Annotated in this window: 8 protein-coding genes and 3 rRNA genes; 1 reads left to right on the top strand and 10 read right to left on the bottom strand. The window is 50.7% G+C overall.

The window, feature by feature from the left end; genetic code table 11:
- Positions 1-183: 183 nt before the first annotated feature.
- Positions 184-3,174 (bottom strand): ESPR-type extended signal peptide-containing protein, encoded by a 2,991-nt coding sequence (locus tag LKE88_RS10855; protein WP_105326894.1) that lies wholly within the window; start codon positions 3,172-3,174, stop codon positions 184-186.
- Positions 3,175-3,440: 266 nt separating this feature from the next.
- Here LKE88_RS10855 and LKE88_RS10850 point away from each other — a divergent pair, with 266 nt between their 5' ends.
- Positions 3,441-4,166, top strand: a complete 726-nt coding sequence (locus LKE88_RS10850; RefSeq protein WP_270441602.1) for a LytR/AlgR family response regulator transcription factor — start codon at positions 3,441-3,443, stop codon at positions 4,164-4,166.
- Here LKE88_RS10850 and LKE88_RS10845 read toward each other — a convergent pair.
- From LKE88_RS10845 to LKE88_RS10805, 9 genes are all read right to left on the bottom strand, one after another.
- Positions 4,163-5,521, bottom strand: a complete 1,359-nt coding sequence (locus tag LKE88_RS10845; protein WP_105326892.1) for a GHKL domain-containing protein — start codon at positions 5,519-5,521, stop codon at positions 4,163-4,165. The two genes, LKE88_RS10850 and LKE88_RS10845, sit on opposite strands and share 4 nt — an antisense overlap.
- The gene (locus tag LKE88_RS10840) at positions 5,518-6,429 is read right to left on the bottom strand and encodes a hypothetical protein (RefSeq protein WP_118287197.1); all 912 of its coding nucleotides are present in this window, start codon (positions 6,427-6,429) and stop codon (positions 5,518-5,520) included. The genes LKE88_RS10845 and LKE88_RS10840 overlap by 4 nt, the downstream gene beginning before the upstream one ends.
- A 152-nt stretch (positions 6,430-6,581) precedes the next feature.
- Positions 6,582-6,698: ribosomal RNA gene (rrf, locus tag LKE88_RS10835) — 5S ribosomal RNA — on the bottom strand.
- Between the two features lie 69 nt (positions 6,699-6,767).
- Positions 6,768-9,673 (bottom strand): 23S ribosomal RNA (locus tag LKE88_RS10830).
- A gap of 391 nt (positions 9,674-10,064) precedes the next feature.
- Positions 10,065-11,620: ribosomal RNA gene (locus tag LKE88_RS10825) — 16S ribosomal RNA — on the bottom strand.
- Together the 16S, 23S and 5S rRNA genes form the textbook arrangement of a ribosomal RNA operon.
- Before the next feature lie 511 nt (positions 11,621-12,131).
- The gene (gene eutH / locus LKE88_RS10820) at positions 12,132-13,211 is read right to left on the bottom strand and encodes an ethanolamine utilization protein EutH (RefSeq protein ID WP_105326890.1); all 1,080 of its coding nucleotides are present in this window, start codon (positions 13,209-13,211) and stop codon (positions 12,132-12,134) included.
- A gap of 45 nt (positions 13,212-13,256) precedes the next feature.
- Entirely contained in the window at positions 13,257-14,012 is a 756-nt protein-coding gene (locus tag LKE88_RS10815) for a gamma-glutamyl-gamma-aminobutyrate hydrolase family protein (RefSeq protein ID WP_105326889.1), read from the bottom strand.
- 110 nt (positions 14,013-14,122) lie between these two features.
- On the bottom strand, positions 14,123-15,469 hold the full coding sequence (locus LKE88_RS10810; protein ID WP_146109029.1) for an ISL3 family transposase: 1,347 nt from the start codon (positions 15,467-15,469) through the stop codon (positions 14,123-14,125).
- A 125-nt stretch (positions 15,470-15,594) separates the two neighbouring features.
- Positions 15,595-17,001, bottom strand: a complete 1,407-nt coding sequence (locus tag LKE88_RS10805) for an alanine/glycine:cation symporter family protein (RefSeq protein WP_231086339.1) — start codon at positions 16,999-17,001, stop codon at positions 15,595-15,597.
- Positions 17,002-17,141 lie beyond the last annotated feature (140 nt).

Genomic DNA, 17,141 nt, shown 5'->3' with positions numbered 1-17,141 from the left:
CAGCAAACCTGTCAACCAAAGAAACCTATTTTTCTGTTTCGTCCTATGCTTTGCAGGTCCAGTAAAAATAGCTGAAGACAAGCTTACAGGCCTTCTGCCGCTGCGTAACACAAATTCACCCTGGCTGGATTGCCAGGGTGAATTTGCAAGGGTATTCAGGTTTTATTTACTTCAGCTAGTGGGTTACGCCTGTCTCTTAGCCGCCAGGGCCTGGAGTTCCGGCCGGAATTCCTGCACCAGTTTGACTTCGGCCTTGGCCCCTTTGCTCAGGGCGTTATAGATGATTTCCGCCATTTCGTAGCGGGTCAGGGTCCGGTCACCATGATATTTGCCGTCTGCCTCCCCTTTGAGGATACCTTTCTCGGCCAGTTTACTGACCGCCTCATAAGCCCAATGGTTGGCCGGCACATCCGGAAATTCCCTGCTCATATGGGGATTCAGTGCCCCCAAGAGAGCGTCCAGCCGTGCCTGGAGTTCATTCACCTGTTTCGCCAAAGCGGCATTGGTATTTTCAGCCTGCTCCAGCCGTTTGCTGCTCCGGCCCAGTTTAAAGGTTACCCCGCCGCCTACCAGGTTTTCGCCATTGCCAAAACTGGAAGAGACATTAAGCATTACCCGGTCAGTAGGCCGGTAGAATACGCCCAGGGCACCGGCGGCTGCGCTGCCATAGTTCCCTACCGCGGCGGCCACGCTGACTTTGGAGTCTTCATCGAAATCCAGGGGATGGAGGTTAGCCAGGGCCGCTGCGCTGGCCCCCACCTTGTCCACCCGGCTGTCCAGCCTGTCCACTCGCTGGTTAGTGCTATACAGCTGGCTGCCGTTTACCGCATCCTTGCTGTCCGGGGCCAGTTCTCCCGGTGCCACATTGGTGATTTTCTGGTCATTGGCGTTGATGCCGTTCTTGTCAATGTAGGTCTTGTCCCCAATCTTATAGGAACTGGCCGATACTTCGCCGGCTATGGAAGCATTGCCGCCCACCTTCAGGTCTTTTTCCAGCGTGACGATATCCTTGAAGGAAGCTGCTTGGGCCACTTCCAAGGTACCGTCCAGCTTGGTATTGCCTTTCACCTCCAGCTCTTTGCCTACCGTAACGCTGCCTTGCAAGTCCGAAGCACCTTTTACTGTCAGGTTCTGGTCGATGGCGGCACTGCCCCGGACCCCCAGGTCTTTCATGACCTCCGCATAGTCCATGGTTGCTTTGCCCGTTTGGAGGGTATTCCCGGAAATCGTCGTCTTCGTAAGCGAACCGCCTTCCAAAGCCGTGCTGTGACCTGTGTTTTCAAAAGTCGTACCCTCTGTAGTCGTAGTCACCGTCGTATTCCCTACCACGTCCAGGATGCTCGTACCAGCCGTATGCGTAATGCCATCGGCAGCTGTATTCACCAGGTTCTTGGCGTTATTGGTGATGGTACCAGTGGCTGCCTGATTGGTAATATCCTGCGCGGTCTGGGTACTGCTGGTTGTATTGGTGCCAGCTGTCACCTCCGCCAAAATCTGACCCGTGGTTTGCCGGAAGGTGGATTTCGTCTTCTCATCGTTGCTGCTGACGACATTTTCCAGTTGTCCCGCGGTCAACGTACTGGAGCCTTTGGCTATGTCATCTTTCACCTTTACGGTGCTGCCCTTTTCATCAAAAGTGGCTTCGCTGGTATAAAGCGTGCCGCTATCAATCTTCTCATTTTCGGAGTGGGTACTGCCCGCGCTAATGGTCGTATAGTTGCTGGAATTGGTGTCTCCGCTGGTTAGGGTGCCGCTGGCCGTAAGGTCTTTGACACCGGTCACCGTACCGTCAGTTGCTACATTCACTGTACCGATGGTACCAGAAACTGCGGTCAGGCTGCCCTCGGCATCTACCGTGAATTTGCCGTCCGCCCCTTTGATTTCCCCGGTGGCTTTAAGGGCTGCTTTGGCGTCGTTGTAGGAATCGCCGCCGGTATAAATACCGTCGTCATCCATCAGGGAGCTGTTCGTACCCACCTTGATGCCGTGTTCATCAATGGTCACCTGGTTATCCTTTCCTTGGTTGATAATCAGGGTATCCACTGCCGTTTGGCTATTGGTCACTGCGCCAGTTTCTGCATTGACAGCAGTGCTGTTTTTCATTAGGACATTGTCACTGCCAATGACCATCCCGCCATTTACGGCACCGGCCAGGGCAGTATCAGCAGCGATGCGGGCGGTTTTCTCGTTCCCCACTGCGGTATCCAGGGCATTCAGGTTCTGGCCTACGGTACTTGTGGTCGCAACGTAAGTGCCGGCTTTAAGGCTGCCGTCATTAACCCCGGAGGTGCCGGTGAGGGTAGAAGTTTTTATTTGCGTTGCATCAATGGTAGTAGTATAGTTTCCTCTCTGATAGTATAGTGTAATCGATGGATTCGATTCCGTATCCATTGTGAGTTTACTGGCAGAGAGGCTGGTCGTTCCAATAAAGTCTTCACTAATGGTAGTAGCGCCGCTGCCAAAATCAATGGAACTACTGGTGATGGTAGTGGAATGCCAGGTGTTAACATCATCTTGAACTTTTATAGTATTGTTATTGATAATGGTTGACCCAGTAGCACCATCAATCGTCAGAGAATCTGCAATCTTGTCCTGCTTACCCGCCAGTGCCGTCTTGGTGGCATAGGTAGCTGCAATGTTGTTTCCCTCTCCATCGTTGGTGGCATTGGTGGCATTGGTTGCCGTAGTGGCGGTATCCGCTTTGACAGCAGCGTCAACTTTCCCGTCCTCATTAACATCTGCCTTTTTTTCCAATGCCGCATTTACACTTTCCTGGGTAGCATAGGTATCTGCAATATTTTTTCCATTGCCATCGTTAGTGGCATTGGTAGCGATATCCGCAGTGTCCGCTTTGACAGCAGCAGCAACTTTCCCGTCCGTATTAAGATCTGCTTTTTTCTCCAGTTCTGCATTCACTTCAATCTTGGTGTACACTTCATCGGTGGTATACACGGTGGCCGAGACTCCTGGATCTGTTGTCCCTATAGTGACGGCTGCCCAGGCGTTTCCTCCTACGCCAAAGGTCAGCAGTACAGCCAGAACCGCTGCGGGCTGGAACAGTTTGCTCCGTTTACCCCCGGCCCCGCTGCCCTTGGACCGGCTTTTAGCCAGTTCGGACACCACCATATACATTCCCCGTGCCCGATTCCAAATGACCTGATAGATCCTGTTCATACAATTTCCCTCTTTTCTTCTCCCACAGTTTGGGCTATTGTATCCTTCCTATTAACTACACTATACCAAAGTCTTTACAGGAAAATTTACAATTGGCAAGAAAGGGCGCTTTTTTGGCATGACCAGCAAAAATTTGCGCTTGCCTATTTCCCAGGTGCATTTCGTGAAAAAAAACCGCCTGTTTAGGACGGTTTTCTCAGAAAGCGTTTGTATTTGTGTATAATAGAATTAACAAGCTAACAGGTTACGGAAAGGAGAGGTGCAGGATGCTGCACATTGCTATCTGCGACGATTTGCCGGATCAAGTACAAATGATTCAGGCCGCTGCGGAAATCTACTTCCAAAACAAAAAAGAAACCGTGGAATACCGGACCTATACCGATGGCTTCGCCTTTACCGATGCCATCAGCCAGGGGTGCCCGTTCGATATCGTCCTGCTGGATGTGTGCATGCCGGGCATTCTGGGCACCGAGGTGGCCCGTGCCCTCCGGGAAAAACACAGCCAGGCGGAAATCATCTTCCTGACCACCAGCGACGAATTTGCCGTAGACGCTTTTGCCGTAAAGGCCACGGATTATCTGCTGAAACCCTTTACCCAGGCCCAATTCAACAAAGCCCTGGACCGGGCCGTAAGCTATATCCGGCAGCGCAGCAGCGCCAAAATCATCTTTCGGCTGGTAGGCGGAGGAATCCGGGTAGAAGAAATCGCCCAAATTCTTTTTCTGGAAAGCCATGGCCACGTTATGGAAGTCTATCTGGCCGACGGCAGTACCCTGGAAACCCGGAAGTCCGGCCAGGAAATGAAGGCCGACCTGGATAAAATCGCCCCGGGACAGTTTCTTTCCCCCACCAAGGGTTACCTGGTAAACCTGGCCGCCATCCACTTGATCAAGGCTGAATATGTGGAAATCCAGGGCCACCAGATTCCCCTGGGGAAACGCAAATATCGGGATTTTCAGGAACAGTATTTCCAGTTTATGTTTGACCTTTAACCGTCTTCACCCCCTGTTTGGGTTTGGGCAGCTACTTGCAGGTAGGTCTGAAACCAGCCATCTTTCTGTTGGCACAGGATGCTGGCCCCGTACTTGTCCCGGAACCGAACCAAGGATTTCATGCCAATCCCATGGCCCTTCACATGGGTCACCGGCAGACCGTTTTCGTCCAATTCCACAGGTGCATCGAACAGATTCTTCACCAAAATGTTCAGCACCCCAGCCTGGTGCAGGGCCAGTACCGTAATGTTCCGCTTTTCCCTTGGCTGCTTCTGGCTGGCCAAAAGGGCATTCTCTACCAGGTTGGACAGGACAATGGACAGATCCACACTGCATTCCAGTCCTGGAGGCAGGTCCGCTGCAATGGTTACCGGGATTCCCCATTCCCGGGCTTTGGCAAAATATACCGTCAGCGCTGCATTGATTACGGGATTCTGGCAATACTGGGGCAGTTTGGTGGTATTGAAGCGTTCTCCCAGTTTATCGATGCAGTGCAGAACCCCATCCCGGTCCTTTTGCTGGACCCGCTCCAGCAAATAGGCCAAAAGCTCCCGTTTTTCCTGGTAGAGAGCCTCCATGCGCTGCCGGGATTCCTGGGCCAACCGAATGTAATTTTCCGTGGAAGTAAACTGCTGCTGCAGCTGGTGATTCTTTTCAAAGATTTGGATGCCCTGATAGACCTCCTCCTGGCTAGTGCGGATGGACGCCAGGAGAAGCACCGCAATCACCAGCAGGAAGAACCGGGGCAGCAGCAAATCAAAGACCCCCGGCAGCACAAAGTCGTACAGACTCACGTACAGGCTTTCCACGGCCAGCAGCACCGGAATCAGGGTAATATACCGCCAGTACCGCCGGGTAGCAGCCTGGGAAAAATGGCTGAACACCTGGGTAAAGAACCGCAGCAAAAAGGGAAAGGCCAATAGGGACAGAAAACCGTACAAGAGGGTCTGCTGCCCTGCTCGCTGGGAAGTTGCCAAAAGGGGAAAAAATTCCTGGCTAAGTCCCTGGCTTAGGGTAAACAGAATACCGGAAAACAGGATCCGGAAGGCAAACACATACAGCTGGCCAATCCAAAAGCGGCTGGTAAACCCCAGACACAGCAAAACCTGAGGAAGCCAGGAGCAGTCCCGGAGGACCCAATAACTGGTCTGGGAATCTTCAAAAATACCCTGCTGCTGCAGCAGGGTAAAGCCTGCCGCTTCCAAGAGCACCAGCCCCCACCAACCCCGCCAAAGCAGCTTTTGCTGCTGAGCGGGCAGAAATTGCCGGAAGGGCAAAAAATGGAGTAAAGCAAAAGGCTGAACCAGTATAAGGAAGAATGTAGTAATACCCAGGGTAGCGAAAAAAGAGCTCATGGTTCTTCTACCTCTTTCTGCAGCTGTTTCAGTTGTTTTTCTGCTTCCGCGAAATAGCCCTGTTCTGTCAGCTGGGCCAGAAGCCGCAGCTGGTGCCGGCTATCATGGCGCAAAATAGCCATTTTTTGCTGTTCCTTCTGGAGCAGTGCCGCATAAAGATTGAGCTGCTCCAGCTGATCCTGGAGAACCACATTCTTTTCCTTCTGCCTCCGCAGCTGATCTGCGTGCCGGATACCACTCCGGACAGCCGCCACCAGGCACACCGCCACCAAAAGAAGAATGCCCCGGCTCAGAAGCGTATACACATAGATGGAAACAGGCGTGACAGCCTCTGTGGGCAGATCGTAGTAATCCATATTGGTCAGGTAATAGCACAGCAGCAGCGGCACCGGTCCCAAATAGTACCAATAGGCCGGCCGCACCCGCAGCTGTTTCCGGGTGAAAAGCCGTCCCAGCAGCCGCTGCATCAAGGGCATTCCCAAAAGGAACAGAAACAGATAGAGGCCAAAATATTCCAGCATCTCATGGGCTTCCCATTTGGCAGGCCAGCCCAACTTATAGATCTCCATGGACACTGTATGGATGAACAGCATATAAATGGACTGAAGCCCCAAAACAAAGATATGCCGAAACCAGTAAGGTCGGATGGTGAAAACCAGCAGCAGCACATGGGGCAGGTAGCTGATAAAATACAACTGCTGATAGGTATGAGTCCGGGAAACCAGGACCCCCTGACTATAGAGAACGGAAATCAGTACAAATTCCAACAAGAAAATAATCAAATGGCCGCAGAGCAAAAATCGGCGCACAGACCTGGAGGCCAGAATCCGAAAAGGATAGTACCGCAAATAGGCCGACGGCAAAAGGGAAAAACAAAAGAGAAGAATGGTCATAAACTTATACCCCATTTTTCACTTCCCCTTTCTCTTGTTTGATGGTAATTGTATTATAACAAAAAATCCCCCATTTTCGTTATTTGTAAGATAACGAAAATGGGGGATTTTTGCAAAAGACAAAAGAAAAACCCCTGAGTGATTTCTCACTCAGGGGTCCTTACCTTAACCGGCAGCTTCCTATCCTCCCGGACCGTTTCCAGTCGAGTACTTTCGGCGTATGAAGGCTTAACTACTGTGTTCGGCATAGGAACAGGTGGATCCCTTCAGCCATAACCACCGGATTTTCAATTGAAGGCATGAGCCTTCAAAACTTCATGAAGAGACGTTTTTTACTTCTTGGACTTGCGGTTTAAGTCAAGCCCTCGACATATTAGTACAGGTCAGCTGAACACATTGCTGTGCTTACACATCCTGCCTATCAACCTTGTGTTCTTCAAGGTGTCTTACCGGATTACTCCGTGAGAGATCTCATCTTAAGGATGGCTTCACGCTTAGATGCTTTCAGCGTTTATCCGTTCCAGACGTAGCTACCCAACTATACCCTTGGCAGGATAATTGGTACACCAGCGGTCTGTCCACTCCGGTCCTCTCGTACTAGGAGCAGCCCCCTTCAAATCTCTTACGCCCGCGATGGATAGGGACCGAACTGTCTCACGACGTTCTGAACCCAGCTCACGTACCACTTTAATGGGCGAACAGCCCAGCCCTTGGGACCGACTTCAGCCCCAGGATGTGATGAGCCGACATCGAGGTGCCAAACCTCCCCGTCGATATGGACTCTTGGGAGAGATTAGCCTGTTATCCCCAGGGTAGCTTTTATCCGTTGAGCGATGGCCCTTCCACTTGGATGCCACCGGATCACTAAGCCCTACTTTCGTACCTGCTCGCCGTGTTTGGCTCGCAGTCAAGCTCCCTTCTGCCTTTACACTCCGCGCGCGGTTTCCGTCCGCGCTGAGGGAACCTTTGGGCGCCTCCGTTACTCTTTAGGAGGCGACCGCCCCAGTCAAACTGCCCGCCTAACAATGTCCCGGCGATCGTTACTCGCTCGGTTAGAATCCCGATAGTTGAAGGGTGGTATCCCAACGGCGGCTCCGGTAATCCCAAAGGACTACCATCTCTGCCTCCCACCTATCCTGTGCATCAAATATCAGAACCCAATATTAGGTTACAGTAAAGCTCCATGGGGTCTTTCTGTCCAGTCGCGGGTAACCTGCATCTTCACAGGTATTTCAATTTCACCGGGTCCCTCGTTGAGACAGTGCCCAAATCGTTACACCTTTCGTGCGGGTCGGAACTTACCCGACAAGGAATTTCGCTACCTTAGGACCGTTATAGTTACGGCCGCCGTTCACTGGGGCTTCAGTCGAATGCTTTGGGTCGAACCCGGACATCCTTCTTTAACCTTCCAGCACTGGGCAGGTGTCAGCACCTATACATCAGATTTCTCTTTCGCAGGCACCTGTGTTTCTGGTTAACAGTCGCTTGGGCCTCTTCTCTGCGACCATCCTAGGCTCCAGGAGCAAGTCCCTTCACCACGATGGCTACCCTTATCCCGAAGTTACGGGTACATTTTGCCGAGTTCCTTAACGAGGGTTCTCCCGCGCACCTTAGGATTCTCTCCCCGCATACCTGTGTCGGTTTACGGTACGGGCGGCAGCTTTCTCACTAGAAGCTTTTCTCGGCAGCGTAGGCTCAATCCCTTCGGGAACAAGTTCCCTCCGCGTCACACCTCAGCCTCAGTGTACGGATTTGCCTGTACACCAGCCTGCATGCTTGCACACGAACTACCAATCTCGTGCGGACCTGCCTTCCTGCGTCACTCCATTGTTCAAACGATTGCTGCCGGTACTGGAATATCAACCAGTTGTCCATCTCCTACGCTCTTTGCCTCGGATTAGGTCCCGACTTACCCTGAGACGACGATCGTTGCTCAGGAATCCTTATGCTTTCGGTGGAAAGGATTCTCACCTTTCTTTTCGCTACTCATGCCAACATTCTCACTTCCCACCAGTCCACCGTACCTTACAGTACGACTTCAACCCGATGGGAACGCTCCTCTACCACGCAAGCCTAAGCTTGCATCCATAGCTTCGGTTCCATACTTTAGCCCCGGGAATCTTCGGCGCAGGGCCTCTCGACCAGTGAGCTATTACGCACTCTTTAAATGGTGGCTGCTTCTGAGCCAACATCCTGGTTGTTTATGAGACCCCACATCCTTTTCCACTTAGTATGGCATTGGGGACCTTAGCTGATGGTCTGGGCTGTTTCCCTTTTGACAACGGGACTTATCTCTCGTAGTCTGACTCCCAAGCTTTGCAGCATAACCATTCGTAGTTTGACAGGGTTCGGTAACCATTACAGTCCCTATCCCGATCAGTGCTCTACCGCCTATGCTTACTGCTTGAGGCTAGCCCTAAAGCTATTTCGAGGAGAACCAGCTATCTCTGCGTTCGATTGGAATTTCACCGCTACCCACGATTCATCCGAAAGTTTTTCAACACTCACCGGTTCGGTCCTCCACACAATTTTACCTGTGCTTCAACCTGATCATGGGTAGATCACTACAGTTTCGGGTCTGCGAACACTAACTCATCGCCCTTTTCAGACTCGGTTTCCCTACGGCTCCGCATTTCCTGCTTAACCTCGCTAGTGCCCGCAACTCGTTGGCTCATTCTTCAATAGGCACGCCGTCGCTTGCGCTCCGACTGCTTGTAGACATACGGTTTCAGGTTCTCTTTCACTCCGCTCCCGCGGTTCTTTTCACCTTTCCCTCACGGTACTATGCGCTATCGGTCACTAAGTAGTGTTTAGCCTTGGAGGGTGGTCCCCCCGACTTCCCACAAAATTCCTCGTGCTTCGTGGTACTCTGGATACTCACCTTCTCGCTCGTCCTTTAACCTACGCAGCTTTTATGCTCTGTGGCTTACCTTTCCAGGTAATTCGGCTAGGATGAACTTGAATTATGTGAGTCCGTAACCCCGGAAAGCCGAAGCTTCCCGGTTTAGGCTCTGCCCTCTTCGCTCGCCGCTACTGTGGGCATCTCGTTTGATTTCTCTTCCTCCGGCTACTTAGATGTTTCAGTTCACCGGGTTCCCTTCCCTAAGGATACCAGCCCATTACGGCTGGTGGGTTTCCCCATTCGGATATCTACGGATCAAAACCTGCTTGCGGTTCCCCGTAGCTTTTCGCAGCTTACCGCGTCCTTCATCGGCTCTTAGTGCCTAGGCATCCGCCGTATGCCCTTAGTAGCTTGACTTATCTCCTAACAATAATCGGCTGCTTCTTTGTTGCTCCTCGTAATTTTTCCTCGATATACCTTAGTATTATCTGCGGAAAATTACTTCGTCGCGCCTCGAATCATTCCGATTCTTGTTGGAGCTCTTTTGTTTTGCATCACTGCAAAACTTCAAGTCTAACTAAGTCACACTTACGTGTTCCTAGTTGTTCTCGTTACTCGTCTCTAAATTCGCATTTAGATTAGAGGTGCTTGCATGTTCATCACAACATACAAGACTTAATTTGTCTCTTCTATGAAGTTTTCAAGGTTCATGGTTCAGGGACGAGCCCTGAAAACCAAATATTGATTATGACAGATGTGCGTCGACGAGAATAGATAAGATGCCTTGGCATTTATCGGTTCTCCATAGAAAGGAGGTGATCCAGCCGCTCGTTCTCGAACGGCTACCTTGTTACGACTTCACCCCAATCATCGGCCCCACCTTAGACAGCTGACTCCTTGCGGTTATCTCACCGGCTTCGGGTGTTACCAACTTTCGTGGTGTGACGGGCGGTGTGTACAAGGCCCGGGAACGTATTCACCGCAGTATGCTGACCTGCGATTACTAGCGATTCCAACTTCACGCAGGCGGGTTGCAGCCTGCGATCCGAACTGGGGTCGGGTTTATGGGATTTGCTCTGCCTCGCGGCTTTGCTGCCCTTTGTTGCCGACCATTGTAGTACGTGTGTAGCCCAAGACATAAGGGGCATGATGACTTGACGTCATCCCCGCCTTCCTCCAGGTTATCCCTGGCAGTCTCCTATGAGTCCCCACCATTACGTGCTGGTAACATAGGATAAGGGTTGCGCTCGTTGCGGGACTTAACCCAACATCTCACGACACGAGCTGACGACAGCCATGCACCACCTGTTTTCGTGCCTCCGAAGAGGGGGACCTATCTCTAGGTCTTTCACTCAATGTCAAGCCTTGGTAAGGTTCTTCGCGTTGCGTCGAATTAAACCACATACTCCACCGCTTGTGCGGGCCCCCGTCAATTCCTTTGAGTTTCAATCTTGCGATCGTAGTCCCCAGGCGGGGTACTTATTGCGTTAACTCCGGCACAGAAGGGGTCGATACCTCCTACACCTAGTACCCATCGTTTACAGCCAGGACTACCGGGGTATCTAATCCCGTTTGCTACCCTGGCTTTCGCATCTCAGCGTCAGACACAGTCCAGAAAGGCGCCTTCGCCACTGGTGTTCCTCCCAATATCTGCGCATTTCACCGCTACACTGGGAATTCCCCTTTCCTCTCCTGCACTCAAGACTTCCAGTATCCAACGCCATACGGGGTTAAGCCCCGCATTTTCACGTCGGACTTAAAAGCCCGCCTACATGCTCTTTACGCCCAATAATTCCGGACAACGCTTGCCACCTACGTATTACCGCGGCTGCTGGCACGTAGTTAGCCGTGGCTTCCTCGTCAGGTACCGTCAATACAAACGCTTATTCAACGTTCGCACATTCGTCCCTGACAACAGAGTTTTACAATCCGAAGACCTTCATCACTCACGCGGCGTTGCTCCGTCAGACTTTCGTCCATTGCGGAAGATTCCCCACTGCTGCCTCCCGTAGGAGTTTGGGCCGTGTCTCAGTCCCAATGTGGCCGTTCATCCTCTCAGACCGGCTACTGATCATCGCCTTGGTGAGCCGTTACCCCACCAACTAGCTAATCAGACGCAGGCCCATCTTCCAGCGATAGCTTATAAATAGAGGCCATCTTTCATCCCTTCTCCATGCGGAAAAGGGATCACATTCGGTATTAGCATTCCTTTCGGAATGTTGTCCCCAACTGGAGGGCAGGTTGCCTACGCGTTACTCACCCGTTCGCCACTAAGAATTTACCGAAATAAATTCTCCGTTCGACTTGCATGTGTTAAGCACGCCGCCAGCGTTCGTCCTGAGCCAGGATCAAACTCTCCAAAATAGAATTATTTTGAAAAGCCGCTTGGCTCTTGAAAATACTAGCTTTGATTTTTTTACTTCGTTGTCTCGAAGTGACTCGATCTCATCACCGTAAAGGTGACTTGACCCGCACATCTGTCAATCAATATTCAGTTTTCAAAGTTCGTCTTGCTGTCTCAGCGACAGCTTGTTTATTCTAGCAAACTTAGAAGTTTTTGTCAACAACTTTTTTGTTTTTCTTTTGAAAAACAGCGTTTTGATATTTCCAAGTGTTGCTTGCTTCTCAAGAGGAAGCTTAGTTATAATACCATACCCCTGGCAGAATGGCAAAATGGAAAATTACGGTTAATAACAGTTTAAATTTGGTTTTTACGCGTTTTTTACATTCTCGCAGTTCTCTTTTCATTACTTTCTTAAACTTTACGTTACTTTACGTAAGAATTACAAAAGCTCGTTGAATCGTTCGTACTAAATCGAACAATTCAACGAGCTTTTACTTGTATCAGTTGCATATGTAACAACTATTACAGCTTTTAGCTTTTTTTATTTTCTTTGGCCGTATACCTGTTGGCCACCCATAGCGCCAACAGCGCACCCACCAGTTTACCGGCAATAACGGGAATGGTCATACCCGGCTCCACCCCAGCGGTAAAGCCCAGATAGTCCCCAAAGGTGCAGGATGCTGATACCATGAAGGCAATATTTTTGACTTTCCCGGCTTCCGTCATTTTGGGCAGCATCATGAAGGTAGGCAGCGGATTTACCAGCGTTACCCCAAAGCCAAATACATCGTCCTTGTTTACGGCCTTGCCGCCCTTCTTGTCCATGCGTTTTTCCACTGCTTTGGTTACCAGGGACATAATGGGCAGAGCACCCATAAGGAACACGGCAATGACGTCTACGATTTTCATAGCCACGTCCACTTTCTCCATACCGGCGATAATGGTAATGCCCGTTACCTGGGTAAAGCCAGCTGCCACAAGCCCCAGCGTTCCCAGCAGGGAAACCAGTTTGCCCAGCGCCAAGCAGCCGGCAATAATCAACCGAGGTCTCAGCAGCAGACCCACTGCCAGCAGTAGGGACAGCAGCAGCACCGGCACCGTATTGTACAAGATGCTGCCCAGGGGAAACCCTGCAGCCAGACCTCCTGCCACAGCCCCAATGGGCATGGGAATAATGCCCAGCATAATTCCTTTGGCAAAAGAATCCAAGTCGTTGTCACTGATAATGCTCAGGCCCAAAGGAATCAGAAATACCAGGGTACAGCCCAGGGTAGTACCGATATTCAGGCCGGCATACAGAGCCATAGAGGGATCCTTGGCCAGTTCCATAGCCAAAGGATAACCGCCCATATCACTGGAAAGCAAGCCTCCAAACAGTGCCGGGTCCACCCCTGTGGAATTATACACCAGCGCGGCCAAAGGCTTAATATTGCTGGAAATCACAGGGGCCAAACAAATCATCCCTGCCATCCCCAGAGCCAGAGGGCCCATGGCATTGAGCCCATCTACAAACTTCTGCCCCAGCCCCAATTTGTTGCCGCGCAGATGGTCAATTCCGCCCAGCACAATACCAATGCCGATAATCATGAATAAAAGCTTGTCCAACCCCATCAAATTCACCCAGTTTCCCGCTAAATTTGCTGCCCCTGGGAAGCCTTACTGATTTGCTGCAGCAGTTACAAATGCCTTAAAAATGTTCTGCTGCTCTTGTGTAGTAAACATCATCTCTGGATGCCATTGTACGCCCAGGGTAAATACCTCAGCATCCTTCAGCTCCACCGCCTCAATGACCCCGTCCTCGGAACGAGCCGTTACCTTCAGCTTGGTTCCAGGATTTTTTACCGCTTGGTGATGGTAACTGTTTACCTCCACAGAGTCGTTACAGAGGATAGTATAGAGCAGGCTGTCTTTTTCTACAAGATTTTTATGCACAGAATATTCTCTGGGACTATTCCCCATAAAATGCTTCAGGTAACCGCCTTCGCTTTCCAGATCCTGGTACAGGGTTCCGCCCAAAGCGGTGGTCAGGATTTGGATTCCCCGGCAAATTCCTAAAAACGGTTTTTTATTGGCTAAGGCATAGCGGGTAATGTATAAATCCATTTTATCCCGCTCCGGAATAATCCGGCCGCATTGGCCAATCATCCGGGTTCCGTAATTTTTGGGATCCACATCATGGCCGCCGGTGACCAAAACCCCGTCTAATTTGGCCAGCAAAGGATCCAACTCCTGCATAGCTTTCAGCCGAGGCAGCAGCACGGGGATGCCCCCAGCCTTTTCTACCGCATAGACGTAGTCCCCTGCCAGATACAGCCAATCCTGGCCGGCAATACCTACGCCGGATTGCAGGCCCAGGCCATCCTGGGGATCATAGTTGCACGTTACACCGATTACTGGTTTCAAAGTTGTCATCGTAGTCATCCTTTCTGCCATACAAATTATGGCTCTTCACGTTTTATTGTGGGATGGCAGATTTCTGCCATCCTTCTTTTATGTCTAGCAACATCCCACTGTCGCAATCTCTAGACAGTGCCGTTTCGTATAGATGGTAATGCTGAATATCGAATCAGAGTGAAAAAATATTCATCATTTTTGTATCCATACCCTATTCGTTTTGCAACCTTAATCTTGTTATTGAAGCCTTCAAGCTTTCCTGTGGTAATCGGATGGGCTGAGTGAGCAATCAAACCCTCTTTGCGTTTTCGCTTTAAGCGGGCAAACTTTTGCAGCTGCGGTATGTTGCTCTCCTCGGCTCCTTTAAACCATTTTTCCCATTCTACGGCAGCTAAATCGGGGTTTCTAAGCTCGAATAGATCACTTAGTTCCTCTTTCATTGTATGGCAAACTGTCAAATTTTCATGTTTTTTAAGGATTTCCTTGAGATTTTCTGCCTTTTTATCGCTTAGTGTTTCTTCCTTGCAAAGCAGCGTCCAGCGAGCTTGTTTTACTTCCTTGTAAAGCCGATTCTCCTCTTTAATTGAATCCTCTGCTTTTGTTGCCTGCTCTTCAGCAATATTCTCTGTAATCCCAAGCTTTAGGTTATCGGCTTTCTCTTTGTGCTGTCTTGCTTCCTCCAGCCTTACGGCTCCCAGCACATCTCGTCCATACTGGGCTTGCATATGGTAGCGGTCGTATACTATTGCCGCATGAGGCAGATACTTTTCTACCAGGGTGTTGAACGATGCGTTCATGTCCATTGCGACAGCTTCTACTTCAGACAAATACTCCAGGTCTGTCTCTTCAAAAAACTTTGTAAAGGCAGCTATAGAGCGTCCCGCACCAACCCAGAGGATGTCTCCCATATCAAGGTCCATAACACAGGTTGCGTAAGTATGGCCTTTGTGCATTGCAAACTCATCAACGGCAAGATGCTTAGGACGGTAGCCACTTTTGCGAAGTTCCTCGCTTCGCGTTTTGAGAGCCTCGTCCATAATTTCCTTATGGATTTTAGAAACTGTTCCCCAATGGATACCGGTCAAATCGCTGACTGCTTTAATCGTCATTTGATGCATAAGCAAAATCTTGATCCATAAAGCGGCACGAGAAGTGACTCTGGTTCCAGGATACTTAAAGGTTATGTTTTCATTGAAGGTATGCCCGCATTTTTGGCACCGGTAGCGGTGGAATCTCACACGAAGAATCCGTGGCTTTCCGGGTATCCAGGGCATGTCTTTAAGTGTAGTTACAGGGTTGTCATGGACATGGACCTTACCGCCGCAGCAAGGGCATACAACGTCGGCTGTAGGCCGGGTACTATTTACATCTATGATCTCTTCAAAAAGAGAAGCAATACTCGTAGGAATATTAAAATTGTCCTGTATGTTTTTGCATAAATTTGCTATACTTGAGGTTGAGAGCACGTGGATCATTCCTTTCGTAGTTTTGTCGCTATTACTTAGAATGGAGCATCCCGTGCTCTTTTTCAATACCTTTTTTCAGTTTTTAAATTCTGTCTTAGATTTCGTATCCCCCAATTTTCCGTGATGAGCCCAAATTATTTGTTCAAGCCTTTACGGGCAGCATATTCTTTTTCCATTTTGACCCAGGGAGCCCATTTTTCCGTTTCCCATCTTTGGGGATTGGAGAAATATTCCTTGAACAGCTCCACAATCTGGCCGTTGCACCAGTATACCCCCAGCATATTGACCAGCACATACACGCCAGCAAAGAAGTCTACATAGGTAATCAGTTTGGAAATCCCAACCATGCCGCCGCCCAGGATCAATACCAGCATAATCCAGCGGGCTACGCCCCGGGCCTTTTCACCCACCAAGGCAATGAACTGGGCTTCGGTAAATTCAATCTGGGCGCAGGCGGTGGTAAAGGTAAACAGCACTACTGCTATCGTAACCAAAAGGCCGCCAAAGCTGCCCAGGCTTTGCTCAAAGGCCGTAGCCGTCATAATGGCCGGATCCAGTTTCAGGGTCCAAACGCCGCTGGTGAGCACCACCAGGCAGGTCATGGAACATACGATAATGGTATCAAAAAATACTTCAAATACGGCCCACATGCTTTGCTGAATGGGGTGATTCACATCGGCTACCGCATGAACAATGGTGGTTACGCCGGTACCGGCGTCATTGGAGTAGCAGCCCCGGGCAATCCCCCACCGGATGCTTTGGGTTACCGTAGCACCCACGAACCCGCCAACGGCAGCATGACCGGTAAAGGCATCCGCAAAAACAGCTGCCAAAGCACCGGGCAGATTGCCCACGTTCATGGCAATCACCACCAGGCAGCCTGCCATGTACATCACACTCATAAAAGGAACCAGTTTTTCCGTTACGGACAGCAGGCTCTTCATGCCGCCGATAACTACCAGGCCCACCAACAGGGTCAGCACCACCGTGGTAGCCAGCCGGGGCGTACCAATCCCCACCAGGTTATCCACCCCAGAACCGATCTGGGCCGAAGCGGCCAAAAACAGGCAGAAGATGCAGAGTACGGCATACACCGGGCTGATCCACTTCCAGCCGGTACCCTTGGTCAAGTAGATCTGGGGACCGCCTTCCCATACCCCGTTGTCCCCCATCCGGCGATACTTCATGGCCATGGTGGTTTCACAGAATTTGATGACGCAGCAGAAGAACCCGGACAGCCACAGCCAGAACACGCCCCCAGGGCCGCCAAAGGCTACCGCCATGGCCGTACCGATGATGTTGCCGGCCCCCAAGGTAGAAGCCAGGGCCCCGGTAACTGCCTGCCAGCCGGAGAACTTGCCGTCTTCACCCTTTTCCCCAAAGGATTTCCCAATGGTGTTTTTCAGGATAAAGCCCAACCGGGTAAATTGGGGAAAGCCCAGCCGGATGGACATGATGAAACCGCCGCCTACCACCCACAGCAGCATGGGGATGCCCCAGAGCCAATTTGCAAAAGCCTGCATACCTTCTAGAATAAACATAATGATTCCTCCTCGCATTTCCTGGCAGCAATGCCGTCCTTTCGTTTGTTGCCCCCATAGTAAGACCTATAGTCCACACCACGTCAAGAAGAAACTTTACGTTCTGTCCTCCGAACGTTTTCTTATTGTATGCAATCTGT

Origin of the sequence: Acidaminococcus hominis (assembly GCF_022484025.1) — a bacterium.
Classification (GTDB): Bacteria; Bacillota; Negativicutes; order Acidaminococcales; family Acidaminococcaceae; genus Acidaminococcus; species Acidaminococcus hominis.
The sequence above is the reverse complement of the archived record's forward strand: the minus strand, read 5'-3'. Positions and strand labels throughout refer to the sequence as shown.

Coding starts and splice junctions, on each gene's coding strand:
- LKE88_RS10855 (WP_105326894.1), bottom strand. CDS start 3,174: ATGAACAGGATCTATCAGGTCATTTGGAATCGGGCACGGGGAATGTAT.
- LKE88_RS10850 (WP_270441602.1), top strand. CDS start 3,441: ATGCTGCACATTGCTATCTGCGACGATTTGCCGGATCAAGTACAAATG.
- LKE88_RS10845 (WP_105326892.1), bottom strand. CDS start 5,521: ATGAGCTCTTTTTTCGCTACCCTGGGTATTACTACATTCTTCCTTATA.
- LKE88_RS10840 (WP_118287197.1), bottom strand. CDS start 6,429: ATGGGGTATAAGTTTATGACCATTCTTCTCTTTTGTTTTTCCCTTTTG.
- eutH (WP_105326890.1), bottom strand. CDS start 13,211: ATGGGGTTGGACAAGCTTTTATTCATGATTATCGGCATTGGTATTGTG.
- LKE88_RS10815 (WP_105326889.1), bottom strand. CDS start 14,012: ATGACAACTTTGAAACCAGTAATCGGTGTAACGTGCAACTATGATCCC.
- LKE88_RS10810 (WP_146109029.1), bottom strand. CDS start 15,469: ATGATCCACGTGCTCTCAACCTCAAGTATAGCAAATTTATGCAAAAAC.
- LKE88_RS10805 (WP_231086339.1), bottom strand. CDS start 17,001: ATGTTTATTCTAGAAGGTATGCAGGCTTTTGCAAATTGGCTCTGGGGC.